We start from the raw sequence: 18,569 nt of genomic DNA on the forward strand, positions 1-18,569 counted from the left end.
GGACGCCGCCGAACAATTTTTCAAAAGGTCGGATCCTGAACTTCGGTTCAGGGTCCGACCTTTTTTTGTTCCGCGTAACGTGTCGTTCACCCTGTGCGCCGAGCATCCCGTACATGGGAACCTCCGCAATGCTCAGGGCGGCCGGCGTCGGAGTCGGTGACGAGGTCGTCGTACCGGCCTTCGGGAACGTCGAGGTCGCCGAGGCAGTGACCCTGGTCGGCGCGCTCCCCGTGTTCGCCGACATAGATCCCGTGACCTACTGCCTGGACCCCGGGGCAGTCGAGGCGGCCGTAACCTCCCGCACCGCGGCCGTCGTTGTCGTCCACCGCTTCGGCCGGCGGGCCGACATCGGACGGCTGCACGCCCTGGGGCAGCGGCACGAGCTGCTGGTCCTGGAGCAGGGCGAGTCCGAGGTGCCCTATGACGAGACGGCGCAACGGCGGGAGCGGGCCGCCTATTTGGACACCAAGCTGAAGGGCGTGCGGACCCCGGACGGCGGGGACGGACACACCTACCAGCAGTACGTGGTGCGGGTGCCCGGCAACGGCCGGCCGGACCGGGACGCCTTCGCACGCGCCCTGCGGGCCAAGGGAGTCGACTGCCGGGTACCGGTGAAGACGCCCGTGCACCGGCTGCCGGAGTTCCGCCGCTGCGTGTCCCTGCTGCAGACCGAACGGGCCGCCGACGAGACGCTCGCGCTGCCCGTCGACGCCTCGCTGACCAAGCGGGAGATGCAGCGCGTGGCCGCGGCTTGCAACGCGCTCGGTGGACTGCTCCAGCCCGCCTTCTGACCGGCTCCCGAACGAATTTGGGAAGACGGGCCGGTTCGGGGTACAGTTTCTTTGTCGCCGCGAGGGAAACCTCAAAAACGACAGGCCCCTATAGCTCAGTCGGTAGAGCGTCTCCATGGTAAGGAAAAGGTCAACGGTTCGATTCCGTTTGGGGGCTCAGCAATAAAGACCCCACCCTTTCGGGTGGGGTCTTTTTCATATGTCCGGGGCGGCTCCAAGCCGCCCCGGCTCAGCCCTCGTTGTGGTGGAGACCCGGGACCCGCATCGCCAGAATGGCCATGTCGTCGGACGGGGCGTCGGAGGCGAAGCGTTCCACCGCGCGCATGATGCGGGCGGCGACCGCACCCGCCGTCAGACCCGTGCAGGTGGTGAGGACATCGGCGAGGCCGTCGTCACCCAGCATGCGGGAGCCCTCGCGGCGCTCGGTGACGCCGTCCGTGACACAGAGCAGCACATCGCCGGGACCGAGGGTGACCCTCTCCTCGTACAGCTCCAGGTCCTCGATGACGCCCAGCAGGGGCTGTGGTTCGGCGGCCGGGGTGACCGTGCCGTCCTGGCGCAGGCGCAGCGGCAGCGGGTGGCCGGCGCAGACCACCTTCAGCTCGGCGCTGCCGTCCGGCTGGGGCCGCAGCTCGCCGTAAAGGAGCGTCAGGAACCGGCTGCGGTCGCCCTCGTCGAGAATGGCCGAGTTCAGCCGTTCCAGAACCGCGGGGCCGCTGAGTCCCTCGCGGGCCAGCAGGCGCAGGGCGTGCCGGGCGAGGCCGGTGACCGCGGCCGCGTTGGGACCCGTACCGCAGACGTCGCCGATGGCGAAGCCGTAGGCGCCGTTGCCGATGGGGAAGAGGTCGTAGAAGTCGCCGCCCACCTCGTTGCCCTCGCCGGCCGCGCGGTAGATGACCTCCACCTCGACGCCGTCGATGTGCGGGGTGCCGGGCGGCAGCAGGCTGCGCTGGAGGGCCTGGCTGATGGCCGTGCGCTCCGAGTACAGACGGGCGTTGTCCAGGGCGAGGGCGGCCCGGCGGGACAGGTCCTCGGCCAGTTCCAGGATCTCCTGGCGGAAGTGTTCGTCGGTGGGCTTGCCGAGGACCAGCATGCCGATGACCCGGTTGCGGGCGACGAGCGGCAGGACGACCGTTTCGCCACCGACCGCGGAGGCCGTGGCGAGGGTCGGGCCGATACCCGCGGTGATCCGGTGCGTGGGCCCGTCGGCCAGGCCCAGGGTGCGCATGGAGGTGCGCAGGGCGGCCTGGTGGGCGACCTCGCCCGGGGCCGTCCACACGCGCGCGCCGGGCGTGGGCACCGGGTCCGGCGGGGCGATCTTCGACAGCAACGACTTGATGCCGTCGATGAGTTCCTCGTCCTCGTGCAGCACGTACGACAGATACGGGTCCGAGGCCTGGTCGGCGATGGTGTAGACGGCGCACCAGGTGGCCAGGGTGGGGACCGTCATCTGGGCCATGAGGGCCAGCGTCTGGTCGCGGTCCAGGGTGCCGGCCAGCAGGTCGGACGCCTCGACCAGGAAGCTCAGGGAGCCGCGCCGCAGCCGCTCCAGCTCTCCGAGGCGCGCCGACTCCACGGCCAGGGCGATGCGGTCGGCGGCGAACTGGAGGCGCAGAGCCTCCTCGTTGGAGTATCTGCCCGACGCCTCCGCGGCGACGCCGAGGGAGCCGGTGAGGCGGCCCTCGACCTTCAGCGGGACGGTGACGACCGAGCGCATGCCGGTACCGCCGAGCAGCGGGACGGCGCCGGGGACGGCGCTGAGGTCGTCATGGACGGCGGGCATGCGCGCGGAGCCGTAGCGGCCGGGGCCGGCCTCCACGGGGACGCGGGCGAAGCGCTGACGGGCGGAGGGCAGCCCGGTGGAGGCGCGGACCTCCAGCTCGGTCTCGTCGTCGGTGGCCAGCAGCAGGAACGCGGAGTCGCCGTCGAGCATGTCGCGGGCGCGTTCCACGGTGCGCTGGAGCAGGCCGTCGAGGTCGTCGGGGGCGGGAGAGCCGATGAAGACCTCGAAGGGGTCGGTGCTCTGGCCGTCCTGCGCGGGGTTCTGGTCGCCGGCCGGGACCCGGGTGGGTGTCTGGAGGACGGCGCGTTCGTGGTCGCGCACGAGCAGGCACACGGTGGAGGGCTCGCCGCCGGTGTCGCGGACCCGCAGGTGGGAGGCGTACACCTGGACGACGCGGCCGTCGGCGCCGCGGATGCCGTAGCTGCCCTCCCAGCGGGAGAGCTGGAGGGCCTCGGCGACGCCGGTGCTGGTGCCCGGAGTGTGCGGCCAGGCGGCGAGTTCGGTCAGCGGCCTGCCGACGGCCTGGGCGGCGGGGTGGCCGAAGAGGTCCTCCGCGTCCTCGTTCCAGGAGGTGACGGTGCCCTTGCGGTCGACCTGGAGGACGGCGACGCGGACCCGGCCGTCGGCCACCGGCAGCAGGTCGGCGGGGAGGGCGGGTCCTGCGGTGCGGGTGCCGACCGGTCGTTCGGGCAGGTTGAGCTGGAACCAGACGTGCTTGTGGGTCGGCGTGTAGTCGACGCCCCAGCGGCTGGCCAGGGCCGCGCAGAGCTGGAGGCCGCGGCCGCCCTCGCGGTCGGGGCTGGCCATCGGGCTGGCGGAGTTCTGGAGTGGTACCTCACGCTCGGGGTACTGGTCGGAGACCTCGATGCGCACCCCGTCGTCGGTGCGCAGGCAGAGCACCTCCGCGTGGGTGCCGGCGTGCACGACCGCGTTGGTCACCAGTTCGCTCGTGAGGACGACGGCGTCGTCGACGATGTCGGCGAAGCCCCAGCCCTGGAGTGTGTCGCGGACGAAGGACCGGGCGGTCGCCACGGATCGTCCGACGGGCTCGAAACTGGCGGCCGCGCGCGCGGTGATCACAGAACTCCTCGGCCGGTTGTCGGCGGGCAGGGCGGACGGGCCGGCCGGGTCGAGCCGCTGCTGCGGCATCGGCGCGTCGGTCGGCCGCTGCTCCGGGGGCTGTCCCCCCGGGATCAGTCCGGTGGTCATGGTCTGCGGCCGCCCCTCCGATGCCCGCTCGTACTGGTGCCACCGCCCAGGCCGGACGGGACCGGTGCGGCTGGACAGCCGGATGCAAGGTTACTTACCTTCGCCGTCCGAGCGGGTGCCGGTCGCCGGTGTTTACCCCCCAGGGTGTGCGGACGATGTGCGAAGCTGCCGAACTGTTATGGCCTGGTTCGGGCAGGGTGAAACACTGGGCAAGCTTCTGATGAAGGTCGGGTCGCGCCGCGTGTGTTCCGTGAACGGCGGGCAGCAGCCCTTGGTGTGGCCGGATCTCATCTGGCAGAAATACGCAGCAGTAACCGGTACGCGGAAGTAACCGGTATGCCGAAGACCGGTATGCCGGACGGAAGCGTCCCGCTAGGGCAGTAAGGGTCGATCCCCCGGGAGGGACACAGTGGAGTCTGGCGCAGCGACGCGTGGCACGAAGACGCGCGCAAAGGGCGGACCGTCCCTGGGCAGGAGTGGCGGCACCACCGAGGTGGACACCGCTGCCCTGAACCGGCTGCTGGCGGCCCTTGTGTCGATGCGTGACGGGAACTTCCGCAAACGGCTGACGGTCTCCGGCGACGGCGTGATGTCGGAGATCGCGGCGGTCTTCAACGAGGTGGCCGACCGCAATCTGCATCTGACCGGCGAGCTGGCCCGGGTGCGGCGCATGGTCGGCCGTGAGGGAAAACTCACGGAGCGGCTGGAGACGGGGGCCTGCGAGGGCTCCTGGGCGACGGCGATCGACCACTCCAACGCGCTGGTGGACGATCTCGTACGACCGGTCTCCGAGGTCGGCCGGGTGCTGACCGCGGTCGCGGAGGGCGATCTGTCGCCGCGCATGGAGCTGCGGACGCAGGCGCCGGACGGCGGCACCGGGCATCCGCTGCGGGGCGAGTTCCTGAAGGTCGGCCGCACGGTCAACAATCTGGTCGACCAGTTGTCGACGTTCACCGACGAGGTCACCCGGGTGGCCAGCGAGGTCGGCACCGAGGGCAAGCTCGGCGGCCAGGCCCGGGTACGGGGCATGTCGGGTTCCTGGAAGGACCTGACGGAGTCCGTCAACACGATGGCGGACCGGCTCACCGCGCAGGTGCGGGACATCGCCCTGGTGACGACGGCGGTCGCCAAGGGTGATCTGTCGCGCAAGGTGACCGTGCATGTCGCGGGCGAGATGCTGGAGCTGAAGAACACCGTCAACACGATGGTGGACCAGCTTTCGGCCTTCTCCTCGGAGGTCACGCGAGTGGCCCGGGAGGTGGGCACCGAGGGCATCCTCGGCGGTCGCGCGCAGGTGCCCGAGGTGGCCGGCGTGTGGAAGGAACTGACCGACTCCGTCAACACGATGGCGGGCAACCTGACCGCCCAGGTGCGCGGGATCTCGCAGGTCACCACGGCGGTGGCGAACGGTGATCTGTCGCAGAAGGTGACGGTGCAGGCGCGCGGCGAGGTGGCGCAGCTCGCCGAGACGATCAACCAGATGACCGAGACGCTGCGGATCTTCGCGGACGAGGTCACGCGCGTGGCCAACGAGGTCGGCGCGGAGGGGCGGCTCGGCGGTCAGGCGAACGTGCCGGGCGCCGCCGGTACCTGGAAGGACCTGACGGATTCGGTCAACACGGTGTTCCGGAACCTGACGACCCAGGTGCGGGACATCGCCGCCGTGACGACCGCGGTGGCCAACGGCGATCTCTCGCAGAAGGTCACGGTGGACGTGGCCGGCGAGATGCTGGAGTTGAAGAACACCGTCAACGGGATGGTGGACCAGCTGTCGTCCTTCGGTGCCGAGGTGACACGGGTCGCGCGGGAGATCGGGGTCGAGGGCGAACTGGGCGGTCAGGCGCAGGTGCCGGGCGCGGCGGGGACGTGGAAGGACCTGACGGACTCCGTCAACACCGCCTTCCGAAACCTCACCGGTCAGGTGCGCAATATCGCCCAGGTGACGACGGCGGTGGCCAACGGCGATCTGTCGCAGAAAGTCACCGTGGACGTCTCCGGCGAGATGCTGAAGCTGAAGAACACCGTGAACACGATGGTGGACCAGCTGTCGAGCTTCGCCGACCAGGTCACGCGGATGGCGCGGGACGTGGGCACGGAGGGCCGGCTCGGCGGCCAGGCCCAGGTGGACGGCGTCTCGGGCACCTGGAAGGAGCTGACGGACTCCGTCAACTTCATGGCCGGAAACCTCACGTCCCAGGTGCGCAATATCGCCCAGGTGACGACGGCGGTGGCCAACGGCGATCTGTCGCAGAAGATCGACGTGGACGCGCGCGGCGAGATCCTGGAGCTCAAGGACACGATCAACACCATGGTCGATCAGCTGTCCGCCTTCGCCGACCAGGTGACCCGGGTGGCCCGGGACGTGGGTACGGAGGGCCGGCTCGGCGGTCAGGCGCAGGTGCCCGGCGTCGCCGGGGTGTGGCGGGACCTGACGGACTCGGTGAACGGCATGGCCGGGAACCTGACGGCCCAGGTGCGCAACATCGCGCAGGTCGCCACCGCGGTGGCGGGCGGTGACCTCTCCCAGAAGATCACCGTGGACGCGCGCGGGGAGATCCTGGAGCTGAAGAACACCCTGAACACGATGGTGGACCAGCTGTCGTCGTTCGCCCAGGAGGTCACCAGGGTGGCCCGCGAGGTGGGTACGGAGGGCATCCTGGGCGGTCAGGCCGAGGTGCAGGGGGTCTCCGGCACCTGGAAGGACCTCACGCAGTCGGTGAACTTCATGGCGAACAACCTGACGATCCAGGTGCGCAACATCGCCGAGGTCACGACCGCGGTCGCCAAGGGCGATCTGTCGAAGAAGATCACGGTCGACGCCAAGGGCGAGATCCTGGAGCTGGTCACGACCGTCAACACCATGGTCGTCCAGCTGTCGTCATTCGCCGAGCAGGTGACCCGGGTCGCCCGCGAGGTGGGTACCGAGGGCATGCTCGGCGGCCAGGCGCATGTGCCCGGTGTCACGGGCATCTGGAAGGACCTGAGTAACAACGTCAACCTGATGGCCAACAACCTGACCATGCAGGTGCGCAACATCTCCCAGGTGGCCTCTGCGGTCGCCAACGGCGATCTGACGCGGCAGGTGACGATCGAGGCGAGCGGTGAGGTGGCGCAGCTCGCCGACACCATCAACACGATGGTCAAGACGCTGAGTTCGTTCGCCGACCAGGTCACCAAGGTGGCCCGCGAGGTGGGCACGGACGGCATCCTGGGCGGCCAGGCGCATGTGCCGGGCGTGGCGGGCACCTGGAAGGACCTCACCGAGTCGGTGAACCAGATGGCGTCCAACCTGACCGGTCAGGTGCGCAACATCGCGATGGTCACCACGGCGATCGCCAAGGGCGATCTGACCAAGAAGATCGACATCGACGCCCGGGGCGAGATCCTGGAGCTGAAGACGACGATCAACACGATGGTCGACCAGCTGTCCAGCTTCGCCGAGGAGGTCACGCGGGTGGCCCGCGAGGTGGGCACCGAGGGCCAGCTGGGCGGTCAGGCGCGGGTGCGGGACGTGGACGGCACCTGGCGGGACCTGACGGAGTCGGTGAACGAGATGGCCGGGAACCTGACCCGGCAGGTGCGCGCCATCGCGCGGGTGGCGACCGCGGTGACCCGCGGCGACCTGAACCTGAAGATCGACGTCGACGCGTCCGGCGAGATCCAGGAACTCCAGGACTACATCAACAAGATGATCGCGAACCTGCGCGACACCACGATCGCCAACAAGGAGCAGGACTGGCTCAAGGGCAACCTGGCCCGCATCTCCGCGCTCATGCAGGGCCGCCGCGACCTCCAGGACGTGGCCTCGCTGATCATGAGCGAGCTGACGCCGGTGGTCTCCGCGCAGCACGGCGCGTTCTTCCTGGCGATGCCGCGCATGGAGGGCAAGGACGCCGGTGACGGCAAGGAGGCCTACGAGCTGCGCATGCTGGGCTCGTACGGCTACTCGATGGGCTCCATGCCGACGTCGTTCCGGCCCGGTGAGGCGCTGGTCGGCACGGCCGCCCAGGAGAGGCGCACCATTCTGGTCTCGGACGCGCCGAACGGTTATCTGAAGATCTCCTCCGGGCTTGGGGAGGCCCCGCCCGCGCAGGTGATCGTGCTGCCGGTGCTGTTCGAGGACACCGTGCTCGGGGTGATCGAACTGGCCTCCTTCACGCCGTTCACGCAGATCCAGAAGGACTTCCTGAACCAGATCGCCGAGGTGATCGCGACCAGCGTGAACACCATCTCGGTCAACACCAAGACGGAGCAGCTGCTGGAGCAGTCGCAGGAGCTGACCGAGCAACTGCGTGAGCGCTCGGCGGAGTTGGAGAACCGGCAGAAGGCGCTCCAGGACTCCAACGCCGAACTGGAGGAGAAGGCCGAGCTGCTGGCCCGGCAGAACCGGGACATCGAGGTGAAGAACACCGAGATCGAGGAGGCGCGGCAGGTCCTGGAGGAGCGCGCCGAGCAACTCGCGGTGTCCATGCGCTACAAGAGCGAGTTCCTGGCCAACATGTCGCACGAGCTGCGCACGCCGCTGAACTCGCTGCTGATCCTGGCCAAGCTGCTCGCCGACAACGCCGAGGGCAATCTGTCGCCCAAGCAGGTCGAGTTCGCCGAGACCATCCACGGCGCGGGATCCGATCTGCTCCAGCTGATCAACGACATCCTGGACCTCGCGAAGGTCGAGGCGGGCAAGATGGACGTCTCGCCGACCCGGATCGCGCTCGTCCAGCTCGTGGACTACGTGGAGGCCACCTTCCGGCCGCTGACCGCGGAGAAGGGCCTGGACCTGTCGGTGCGGGTCTCCCCGGAGCTGCCCGCGACCCTGCACACCGACGAGCAGCGGCTGCTCCAGGTGCTGCGCAATCTGCTGTCCAACGCGGTGAAGTTCACCGATTCCGGGTCGGTGGAGCTGGTCATCCGGCCTGCGGGCGCGGATGTGCCGCGGAACATCCGGGAGCAGCTGCTGGAGGCCGGGTCGCTCACCGATCCGGACGGCGAGCTGATCGCTTTCTCGGTGACGGACACCGGCATCGGGATCGCGGCCAGCAAGATGCGGGTGATCTTCGAGGCGTTCAAGCAGGCGGACGGCACCACCAGCCGCAAGTACGGCGGCACGGGCCTCGGCCTGTCGATCTCGCGGGAGATCGCGCAGCTGCTCGGCGGTGAGATCCACGCGCAGAGCGAACCGGGCCGCGGCTCCACGTTCACGCTGTACCTGCCGCTGTATCCGAGCGAGCTGCCGCCGCAGGGCTACCAGCAGTCGGTGGCCCCGCTGGAGGCCGGGGACCTCGCAGCCGCCGCGGCGGAGCAGGCCTCGCAGCTGTCCGCCCCCGAGATCGAGACGCCGGCCGAGGTCAAGTCGTACCTGGAGATGCAGAACGGGCCCGCGGCGCTCTTCCGGCGCCGCAGGCGGAGCCTTCCGCAGGGCGAGCAGCGCGCCGAGCAGTGGGCGGCGGTCCCCGAGCAGGACGGCGCGCCGCAGTCCGCGCGCGGGGTGCGTTTCGGCGGGCAGAAGGTGCTGATCGTCGACGACGACATCCGCAATGTCTTCGCGCTCACCAGCGTCCTTGAGCAGCACGGTCTTTCGGTGCTGTACGCCGAGAACGGCCGCGAGGGCATCGAGGTTCTGGAACAGCACGACGACGTGGCGGTCGTCCTGATGGACATCATGATGCCGGAGATGGACGGCTACGCGACGACCACGGCGATCCGCAGGATGCCGCAGTTCGCCGGGCTGCCGATCATCGCGCTGACCGCGAAGGCGATGAAGGGCGACCGGGAGAAGGCGATCGAGGCGGGCGCCTCCGACTACGTGACCAAGCCGGTGGACTCGGACCATCTGCTGGGCGTGCTCCAGCAGTGGATGGGGGGGAAGTGACGGGATCGGCCGACCATGGTGTGAACACCCGGGGAACCCCCGGCCGGTGCGCGGAGTTGTGCGCTTAAGGTGGCTGGGGACGTATGGGAACGTGGGGTTCCGGGAACCATCCGGGCTCCCGCCGCGTTTCCGCTGTGTGCACGGTGACATCGCGGTGACAGGGTGTGGCGACAAGCGGGGTGCGGCTACGATGACCGGCACAAGGACGGGCGGCGAAAGAGAGTCGTCCCCTGGGGCGGCGCCCGGTGTACCGCCGGGGCGAGGAGGGCGGGCCATGGTGTGCAGAAGGCCAAGATCCTCCTGGTCGATGACCGGCCGGAGAATCTGCTGGCGCTGGAGGCCATCCTCTCTGCGCTCGATCAGACGCTGGTGCGGGCATCGAGCGGGGAGGAAGCGCTCAAAGCACTGCTCACGGACGATTTCGCGGTCATTCTGCTGGACGTCCAGATGCCGGGCATGGACGGGTTCGAGACAGCGGCGCACATCAAGCGGCGCGAGCGGACCCGGGACATCCCGATCATCTTCCTCACCGCGATCAACCACGGCCCGCACCACACCTTCCGGGGTTACGCGGCCGGCGCGGTGGACTACATCTCCAAGCCGTTCGACCCCTGGGTGCTGCGCGCCAAGGTCTCGGTGTTCGTCGAGCTGTACATGAAGAACTGCCAGCTGCGTGAGCAGGCGGCGCTGCTGCGGCTCCAGTTGGAGGGCGGCGGCAAGGGCGCGGTCGGCGGCAAGGAGTCGGCCGGGCTGCTCGCCGAGCTGTCCGCGCGGCTCGCGGCCGTCGAGGAGCAGGCGGAGGCGCTGTCCAAGCAGCTGGACGACGACTCCGCGGACGCGGCCGCGGTGGCCACGGCGGCCCATCTGGAGCGCAAACTCACCGGACTGCGCCGCGCGCTCGACGCCCTGGAGCCGGGTACCGGCGCGGGCGGCCCCGCGGTGTCGCCGGCCAACTGAGCCGCGCCGAGGCTCCCGTTGCCCATGAGCCCACGTCAGTTCCGCGCCCCGGCAGGGGCGACACGAACGGGTGAAGCTGTGGGCACACGTGTCCGCCGTCGTCTCCACCGGTAACCTCAGACCCATGGCCTCACGTCCCTCCGCAGCCAAGAAGCAGCCCGCGAAGAAGGCTGCCGCTCCCGCGAAGGGTCCGGTGAAGAAGGCCGCCGCCGCGAAGAAGGCCCCGGCCAGGAAGGCGCCCGCCAAGAAGGCGCCCGCCCGCAAGACCGCGGCCAGGAAGGCGCCGCCGAAGCCGGCGCCGAGCCCCACCGGGGGCGTGTACCGCCTGGCGCGCGCCCTCTGGCTCGGGCTCGCGCACGCGGTTGGCGCCGTCTTCCGCGGCATAGGGCAGGGTGCCAAGAACCTCGACCCGGCCCATCGCAAGGACGGCGTGGCGCTGCTGCTGTTCGGCATCGCGCTGATCGTCGCCGCCGGCACCTGGGCCGACCTCAAGGGTCCCGTCGGCGACCTGGTGGAGGTCCTGGTCACCGGCGCCTTCGGCCGGCTCGACCTGCTGGTGCCGATACTGCTCGCGGTGATCGCCGTACGGCTCATCCGGCATCCGGAGAAGCCGGAGGCCAACGGGCGGATCGTGATCGGCCTGTCCGCGCTCCTGATCGGGGTGCTCGGCCAGGTCCACATCGCGTGCGGCTCGCCCGCCCGCAGCGACGGCATGCAGGCCATAAGGGACGCCGGCGGCCTCATCGGCTGGGCGGCGGCCACCCCGCTGACGTACACCATGACCGAGATGCTCGCCGTGCCGCTGCTGGTGCTGCTGACCGTCTTCGGGCTGCTCGTGGTGACCGCCACCCCCGTCAACGCCATCCCGCAGCGGCTGCGCGCCCTCGGTGTGCGCCTCGGTGTGCTGCACGAACACGAGCCGGAGGAGTTCGGCGAGGACGACGAGCGCTACGAGGAGCAGTGGCGCGAGGCGCTGCCCGCGCGCTCCCGCGGCCGCTCGGGCGGCCCCCGGGCGTACGACCCCGACGAGGCCGAGGAAGAGGCCCTCTCCAGCCGTCGCGGCCGCCCCAGGCGCTCCGCGGTGCCCCAGCCGGATCCGCGGCGCCGGATGGACGCCGTGGACGTGGCCGCCGCTGCCGCCGCCGCGCTCGACGGCGCCGTGCAGCACGGCCTGCCGCCCTCCCCGCTGGTCGCCGACCTCACCCAGGGCGTCAGCGTCGGCGACCGCGAGGAGACCACCCCGGTCCCGGGCCCCGAGGCGCCCGTCACCGCGGACCCGGAGCCGGCCGCCGCCAAGGCCGCCCCTGCGCCCGCCAAGCCGGTCCCGGCCGCCCGCCCCGAGCAGGGCAAGGGCTCCGCCGTACCCGACCTCACGAAGGCCGTCGTACCCGACCTCACGAAGAAGGCCCCCGAGGAGCCGCGCGACCTGCCCCCGCGCGCGGAGCAGTTGCAGCTGGCCGGTGACATCACCTACTCGCTGCCCGCCCTGGACCTGCTCCAGCGCGGCGGGCCCGGCAAGGTGCGCAGCGAGGCCAATGACGCCATAGTCGCCTCGCTCACCCAGGTCTTCACCGAGTTCAAGGTCGACGCGGCCGTCACCGGCTTCACCCGCGGTCCGACGGTCACCCGCTACGAGGTCGAGCTGGGCCCGGCCGTGAAGGTGGAGCGGATCACCGCGCTCACCAAGAACATCGCGTACGCCGTCGCCAGCCCGGACGTGCGGATCATCAGCCCCATCCCCGGCAAGTCCGCGGTGGGCATCGAGATCCCCAACACCGACCGGGAGATGGTCAACCTCGGTGATGTGCTGCGGCTCGCGGAGTCCGCCGAGGACGACGATCCGATGCTGGTCGCCTTCGGCAAGGACGTCGAGGGCGGCTATGTCATGCACTCGCTGGCGAAGATGCCGCACATGCTGGTCGCCGGTGCCACCGGCTCCGGCAAGTCGTCCTGCATCAACTGCCTGATCACCTCGATCATGATGCGCGCGACCCCGGAGGACGTGCGGATGATCCTGGTCGACCCCAAGCGGGTCGAGCTGACCGCCTACGAGGGCATCCCGCACCTGATCACGCCGATCATCACCAACCCCAAGCGGGCCGCCGAGGCGCTCCAGTGGGTGGTGCGCGAGATGGACCTGCGCTACGACGACCTCGCGGCCTACGGCTACCGGCACATCGACGACTTCAACCGGGCCGTGCGCGAGGGCCGGGCCAAGGCGCCGGAGGGCAGCGAGCGCGAGCTCCAGGCGTACCCGTACCTGCTGGTGATCGTGGACGAGCTGGCCGACCTGATGATGGTCGCCCCGCGCGACGTCGAGGACTCGATCGTGCGCATCACCCAGCTCGCGCGCGCCGCCGGCATCCATCTGGTGCTCGCCACCCAGCGCCCCTCGGTCGACGTGGTCACCGGTCTGATCAAGGCCAACGTGCCCTCCCGGCTCGCCTTCGCCACCTCCTCGCTGGCCGACTCCCGCGTCATCCTCGACCAGCCCGGCGCCGAGAAGCTGATCGGCAAGGGCGACGGCCTCTTCCTGCCGATGGGCGCCAACAAGCCGACCCGTATGCAGGGCGCCTTCGTGACCGAGGAGGAGGTCGCGGAGGTCGTACGGCACTGCAAGGAGCAGATGACGCCGGTCTTCCGCGAGGACGTCACGGTCGGCACCAAGCAGAAGAAGGAGATCGACGAGGACATCGGCGACGACCTGGACCTGCTCTGCCAGGCGGCCGAACTCGTCGTGTCCACCCAGTTCGGGTCCACGTCCATGCTCCAGCGCAAGCTGCGCGTCGGCTTCGCCAAGGCCGGGCGGCTGATGGACCTCATGGAGTCCCGCAACATCGTGGGGCCCAGCGAGGGATCCAAGGCACGTGACGTTCTGGTGAAACCCGACGAACTGGACGGCGTGCTCGCCGTGATTCGCGGCGAATCCGAGGGATAGTAATAAGAGCCGCCCGGTTCCGCACGACGAACGCCGGGCGGAGGTACGCCGTACTGCGTTCGTTCCGGCGTGATCCAGCCGTGCCGTCGTGCTGCGTCCCCGCCCGCCGTGATCCACCCGTTAGAGAGCGGCGGGCAACCGTTTCCCTTTGTCCTACGTCAAGTTGAGCGAGAGGACAGGTGAGCGTCCCTTCTCGGGGTATCCGCCTGTTCAGCCCTCGGAGTGTCGGGCCATTCCGATGGCGTAGAAGTTCCTACCGCCCGGTTGCCCCACCCTTTCGTACCCCCCCTAGACTGAGCTTCCAGCACAGGTGGCTACACGCTCGAAAGGCGCCCCCGTGTCCATCGGCAACTCCCCTGAAGACGAGCGTCCCTTCCCAGACGAGTCCCAGGAAGCCCGAATCTCCGTGGGCCGTGCCCTCCAGCAGGCGCGGATCGCGGCCGGGCTCACCGTGGACGACGTCAGCAGCGCCACTCGTGTCCGCCTCGCCATCGTGCACGCCATCGAGGCGGACGACTTCGGCCCCTGCGGCGGCGCCGTGTATGCGCGCGGCCACATCCGAAACCTGGCCAGGGCCGTCCATCTCGATCCCGAGCCGTTGGTCGCCCAGTACGACGCCGAGCACGGCGGCCGGCCCGCGCCCACTCCCGCGGCGCCCCTGTTCGAGGCCGAGCGGATCCGTCCTGAGCGCCGGGGCCCCAACTGGACCGCGGCGATGGTCGCCGCGATCGTCGTGGTGATCGGTTTCGTCGGCTTCACCGCGGTCAAGGGCGGCGACGGCGGCAGCGACTCCAAGTCGCAGCTCGCCGAGGGCTCCACACCCGCCGCCAGCAAGGCCGCCTCGCCCGCGCCCACCAAGGACAAGCCCACCGACCCGGCCCCGGAGCCCACCGACAGCGCCATCGCGGCCGCCCCGCAGGACAAGGTCACCGTCCAGGTCAGCGCGCCCAACGGCCGCAGCTGGATCTCGGCCAAGGACCACAACGGGCGGATGCTCTTCGACGGCCTGCTGGACAAGGGCCAGTCCAAGACCTTCCAAGACAGCGCCAAGATCAATCTGATCCTCGGTGACGCCGGCGCGATCGAGCTGTATGTGAACGGCAAGAAGATCGAGGACAACTTCCGGCCCGGCGCCGTGGAGCGCCTGACGTACACCAAGGGCGACCCGGTCGCGGGCTGATCCGGCCCGCCGCGCGCCCCGCCGACGGGGTCGGCCGAGTTCGGCCAACCCCGTCGACATGGGCTGTCGGTGAGACAAAGTACTCTTGAGCCCATGCCTGAACGCCGTACCGTCGCACTCGTCACTCTCGGCTGCGCTCGTAACGAGGTGGATTCCGAGGAGCTCGCAGGCCGTTTGGAGGCGGACGGCTGGCAGCTGGTCGAGGACGCCGAGGACGCCGACGTCGCCGTCGTGAACACCTGTGGCTTTGTCGAGGCCGCCAAGAAGGACTCCGTCGACGCCCTCCTGGAGGCCAACGACCTCAAGGGCCATGGCAGAACCCAGGCCGTCGTGGCGGTGGGCTGCATGGCCGAGCGGTACGGCAAGGAACTGGCCGAGGCGCTGCCCGAGGCCGACGGTGTGCTCGGCTTCGACGACTACACCGACATCTCCGACCGCCTCCAGACCATCCTGGCCGGCGGTGTCCACGCCTCGCACACCCCGCGCGACCGCCGCAAGCTGCTGCCGATCAGCCCGGCCGAGCGCCAGGACTCGGCCGCCTCCGTCGCGCTGCCGGGCCACGGCCCCACCGATCTGCCCGAGGGCCTGGCGCCCGCCTCCGGCCCCCGCGCGCCCCTGCGCCGCCGGCTGGACGGCGCCCCCGTGGCCTCGGTGAAGCTCGCTTCCGGCTGCGACCGGCGCTGCTCCTTCTGTGCCATCCCGTCCTTCCGCGGCTCCTTCATCTCCCGCCGCCCCAGCGACGTGCTCAACGAGTCGCGCTGGCTGGCCGAGCAGGGCGTGAAGGAGATCATGCTGGTCTCCGAGAACAACACGTCGTACGGCAAGGACCTCGGTGACATCCGCCTCCTGGAGTCCCTGCTGCCCGAACTGGCCGGGATCGACGGCATCGAGCGGGTCCGGGTGAGCTACCTCCAGCCGGCCGAGATGCGCCCCGGGCTGATCGACGTACTGACCTCGACGCCCAAGATCGCGCCGTACTTCGACCTCTCCTTCCAGCACTCGGCGCCCGCCGTGCTGCGCTCCATGCGCCGCTTCGGTGACACCGACCGCTTCCTGGAGCTGCTCGACACCATCCGCTCCAAGGCCCCCGAGGCCGGTGTGCGCTCCAACTTCATCGTCGGCTTCCCCGGCGAGAGCGAGGCGGACCTCGCCGAGCTGGAGCGCTTCCTGACCGGCGCCCGCCTGGACGCCATCGGTGTCTTCGGCTACTCGGACGAGGAGGGCACCGAGGCGGCCACCTACGACAACAAGCTGGACGAGGACGTCGTGGCCGAGCGGCTGGCCCGCATCTCCCGGCTCGCCGAGGAGCTGGTCTCGCAGCGCGCCGAGGAGCGCGTCGGCGAGAGCGTGCACGTCATGGTCGAGTCGGTCGACGAGGAAGAGGGTGTGTACGGCCGGGCCGCACACCAGGCGCCCGAGACCGACGGCCAGGTGCTGCTCACGAGCGGCGAGGGCCTCGCCGTGGGACGTATGGTCGAGGCGAAGGTGGTCGGTACGGAGGGTGTCGACCTGGTGGCCGAGCCGCTGACCGGCTCGCTCGCGTGTAGTGAGGAGGCGGGCAGATGACCGGAGTCCCGGCATCCGCCGCGGGCGGCCCTTCCGGCGCGCAGGGCGCACGGAGCACCGCCGCCGCTGCCGACGGCGTTGCGTCCGAGGTCTCCGGTTCCGCGTCCGCTTCCGGTATGGCCGCGCCCGGCCGGTCCGCTTCCGGCGGCGAGTCCGCTGCCGGCCGGTCCGCCGCCGGTGCCGACGCCACGGCCGAGGGCAGGCCCCCACGCGGCGGCAAGATCACGGCCGCGGCGGTCAACCAGGCGAGTGTGTGGAACGTCGCCAATCTGCTGACCATGCTCCGGCTGGTTCTGGTGCCCGGCTTCGTGGCGCTGATGCTGGCGGACGGCGGCTACGACCCGGCCTGGCGCTCGCTGGCCTGGGCGGCCTTCGCCATCGCCATGATCACCGACCTGTTCGACGGTCATCTCGCGCGCACCTACAACCTGGTCACCGACTTCGGCAAGATCGCCGACCCCATCGCCGACAAGGCGATCATGGGGGCGGCGCTGATCTGTCTGTCCTCGCTCGGCGATCTGCCGTGGTGGGTGACGATCGTGATCCTCGGCCGGGAACTCGGCATCACACTGATGCGTTTTCTGGTCATTCGCTACGGCGTGATCCCGGCCAGCCGCGGCGGCAAGCTGAAGACCCTGACCCAGGGCGTGGCTGTCGGCATGTATGTGCTGGCGCTCACCGGATGGCTGGCCTCACTCCGGTTCTGGGTGATGGCCGCGGCGGTCGTCCTGACCGTTGCCACCGGCCTCGACTACGTAAGACAAGCCATTGTGCTGCGCAGGCAGGGAATCGCCGAGCGCGCGGCGGCGTTGGAGGAGACGGAAGCGTGAGTTCCCCGGCCACCGAACTGGTGCGACTACTGACAGTGAGGGGCGAGACCCTCGCGGTCGCCGAGTCGCTCACGGGTGGCCTGGTGGCGGCGGAGATCACCGCGGTACCTGGAGCCTCCAAGGTGTTCCGGGGCTCGGTCACCGCCTACGCCACGGAACTCAAGCACCGGCTGCTGGGCGTCGACGCCGCCCTGCTGGAGCGGCGCGGAGCGGTGGACCCGCAGGTCGCGGCCCAGATGGCGGCCGGGGTACGCAAGGCTCTGGATGCCGACTGGGGCATCGCGACCACCGGGGTCGCCGGTCCCGACCCGCAGGACGGCCAACCGGTCGGCACGGTCTTCGTGGCCGCTGACGGACCGCTGACACCGGCCGCGCCTTCCGCCGGTGGCGGAAAAGTGGAGGCCCTGCGGTTGAACGGCAGCCGTACGGAAATCCGTAGGGAGAGTGTACGGAGCGTACTCGCACTGCTCCTGGAGCGGATCGCGGGCGAACAGTTCGGAAATGAGCGGGCACAGGATACGGAACGGAACGGGGGGTTTTGATGTTTGCAGCCCTGAGTGAACACGACATCGCTCCCCGCACGGCCGCAGCGCGAGGCGGTACGGTGGGGCGTGAAGGATGCGGCTACGCGGTCCGAGGAGGGAGCCACCGATGATTCTGCTCCGTCGCCTGCTGGGTGACGTGCTGCGTCGGCAGCGCCAACGCCAGGGCCGTACTCTGCGCGAAGTCTCCTCGTCCGCCCGAGTCTCACTCGGCTATCTCTCCGAGGTGGAGCGGGGGCAGAAGGAGGCTTCCTCCGAGCTGCTCTCCGCCATCTGCGACGCGCTGGACGTACGGATGTCGGAACTCATGCGTGAAGTGAGCGACGAACTGGCGCTCGCCGAGCTGGCCCAGTCCGCCGCGGCCACCGAGCCCGTACCCACGCCGGTCCGTCCGATGCTGGGTTCCGTCTCGGTGACCGGTGTGCCACCGGAACGGGTGACCATCAAGGCACCCGCGAAGGCGGTGGACGTCGTCGCCGCCTGACCTACGCGGCGCCGCGCCCGACGGGCACAGCCAGACACAGCCAGACATGGACGAGGCCCCGGCCGGGCTTCTCGGGAGATCCTCGGGGAGCGTGGCCGGGGCCTCGTGCTGTGCGCCCGTATGCGTCTGGTGCTGTACATCCGTATGTGTGCGTGTATGTGCTTCGATGCGTCCATTTGCCGGGTCCTGGTGCGGCGGTCATGGTGGAGGGACATGTCGGCCGTGAGGGCCGCCGGAGCGCCGGAGGAAGCGGATGTACGTCGTGAAGAGCCCGTTGGCCGACGCGGACCTGAAGACCGTGGCCGAGGCGCTGCAAGGCGCGCTGGTCGACCTGGTGGACCTGTCCCTGGTCGCCAAGCAGATCCACTGGAACGTCGTCGGGCCCCGCTTCCGCTCCGTCCACCTCCAGCTGGACGAGGT

At 70.0% G+C, this 18,569-nt stretch carries 10 protein-coding genes, 1 tRNA gene and 1 pseudogene; 11 read left to right on the forward strand and 1 reads right to left on the reverse strand.

Features of this window, described 5'->3' with window-relative positions:
- Window positions 1–128 precede the first annotated feature (128 nt).
- Complete coding sequence (locus CCN72_RS28005; protein ID WP_086810654.1) at window positions 129–791, forward strand: DegT/DnrJ/EryC1/StrS family aminotransferase; 663 nt, start codon at window positions 129–131, stop codon at window positions 789–791.
- Window positions 792–875: 84 nt separating this feature from the next.
- Window positions 876–948, forward strand: a tRNA-Thr gene (locus tag CCN72_RS28010).
- 72 nt (window positions 949–1,020) lie between these two features.
- Here CCN72_RS28010 and CCN72_RS28015 read toward each other — a convergent pair.
- Complete coding sequence (locus tag CCN72_RS28015) at window positions 1,021–3,783, reverse strand: SpoIIE family protein phosphatase (protein ID WP_086810656.1); 2,763 nt, start codon at window positions 3,781–3,783, stop codon at window positions 1,021–1,023.
- A gap of 409 nt (window positions 3,784–4,192) precedes the next feature.
- Between CCN72_RS28015 and CCN72_RS28025 the strand changes: the two genes are divergently transcribed.
- The 9 genes and pseudogenes from CCN72_RS28025 to CCN72_RS28065 form a co-directional block, all read left to right on the forward strand.
- Complete coding sequence (locus tag CCN72_RS28025; RefSeq protein WP_086810657.1) at window positions 4,193–9,652, forward strand: HAMP domain-containing protein; 5,460 nt, start codon at window positions 4,193–4,195, stop codon at window positions 9,650–9,652.
- Window positions 9,653–9,931: 279 nt separating this feature from the next.
- Window positions 9,932–10,609, forward strand: a complete 678-nt coding sequence (locus CCN72_RS28030) for a response regulator (protein ID WP_086810659.1) — start codon at window positions 9,932–9,934, stop codon at window positions 10,607–10,609.
- Between the two features lie 124 nt (window positions 10,610–10,733).
- A complete protein-coding gene (locus CCN72_RS28035) occupies window positions 10,734–13,547 on the forward strand; it encodes a DNA translocase FtsK (protein ID WP_208638119.1) in 2,814 nt (937 codons plus the stop codon).
- A gap of 337 nt (window positions 13,548–13,884) precedes the next feature.
- Window positions 13,885–14,727: a helix-turn-helix domain-containing protein gene (locus CCN72_RS28040; protein WP_086810661.1), complete on the forward strand. Its 843-nt coding sequence runs from the start codon at window positions 13,885–13,887 to the stop codon at window positions 14,725–14,727.
- Window positions 14,728–14,820: 93 nt separating this feature from the next.
- Entirely contained in the window at window positions 14,821–16,293 is a 1,473-nt protein-coding gene (gene rimO / locus CCN72_RS28045; RefSeq protein ID WP_086810662.1) for a 30S ribosomal protein S12 methylthiotransferase RimO, read from the forward strand.
- The gene (gene pgsA, locus CCN72_RS28050; protein WP_086810663.1) at window positions 16,290–17,123 is read left to right on the forward strand and encodes a CDP-diacylglycerol--glycerol-3-phosphate 3-phosphatidyltransferase; all 834 of its coding nucleotides are present in this window, start codon (window positions 16,290–16,292) and stop codon (window positions 17,121–17,123) included. The genes rimO and pgsA overlap by 4 nt, the downstream gene beginning before the upstream one ends.
- Window positions 17,120–17,665, forward strand: coding sequence for a CinA family protein (locus tag CCN72_RS28055; protein WP_086810664.1), 546 nt, complete (start codon window positions 17,120–17,122; stop codon window positions 17,663–17,665). The genes pgsA and CCN72_RS28055 overlap by 4 nt, the downstream gene beginning before the upstream one ends.
- Window positions 17,666–17,774: 109 nt before the next feature.
- A complete protein-coding gene (locus CCN72_RS28060) occupies window positions 17,775–18,149 on the forward strand; it encodes a helix-turn-helix domain-containing protein (RefSeq protein ID WP_070026017.1) in 375 nt (124 codons plus the stop codon).
- Between the two features lie 253 nt (window positions 18,150–18,402).
- Window positions 18,403–18,569: pseudogene (locus CCN72_RS28065) on the forward strand (DNA starvation/stationary phase protection protein); the annotation flags it as partial.

This window comes from Streptomyces murinus, from assembly GCF_002154555.1.
GTDB classification, from domain to species: Bacteria; Actinomycetota; Actinomycetes; order Streptomycetales; family Streptomycetaceae; genus Streptomyces; species Streptomyces murinus.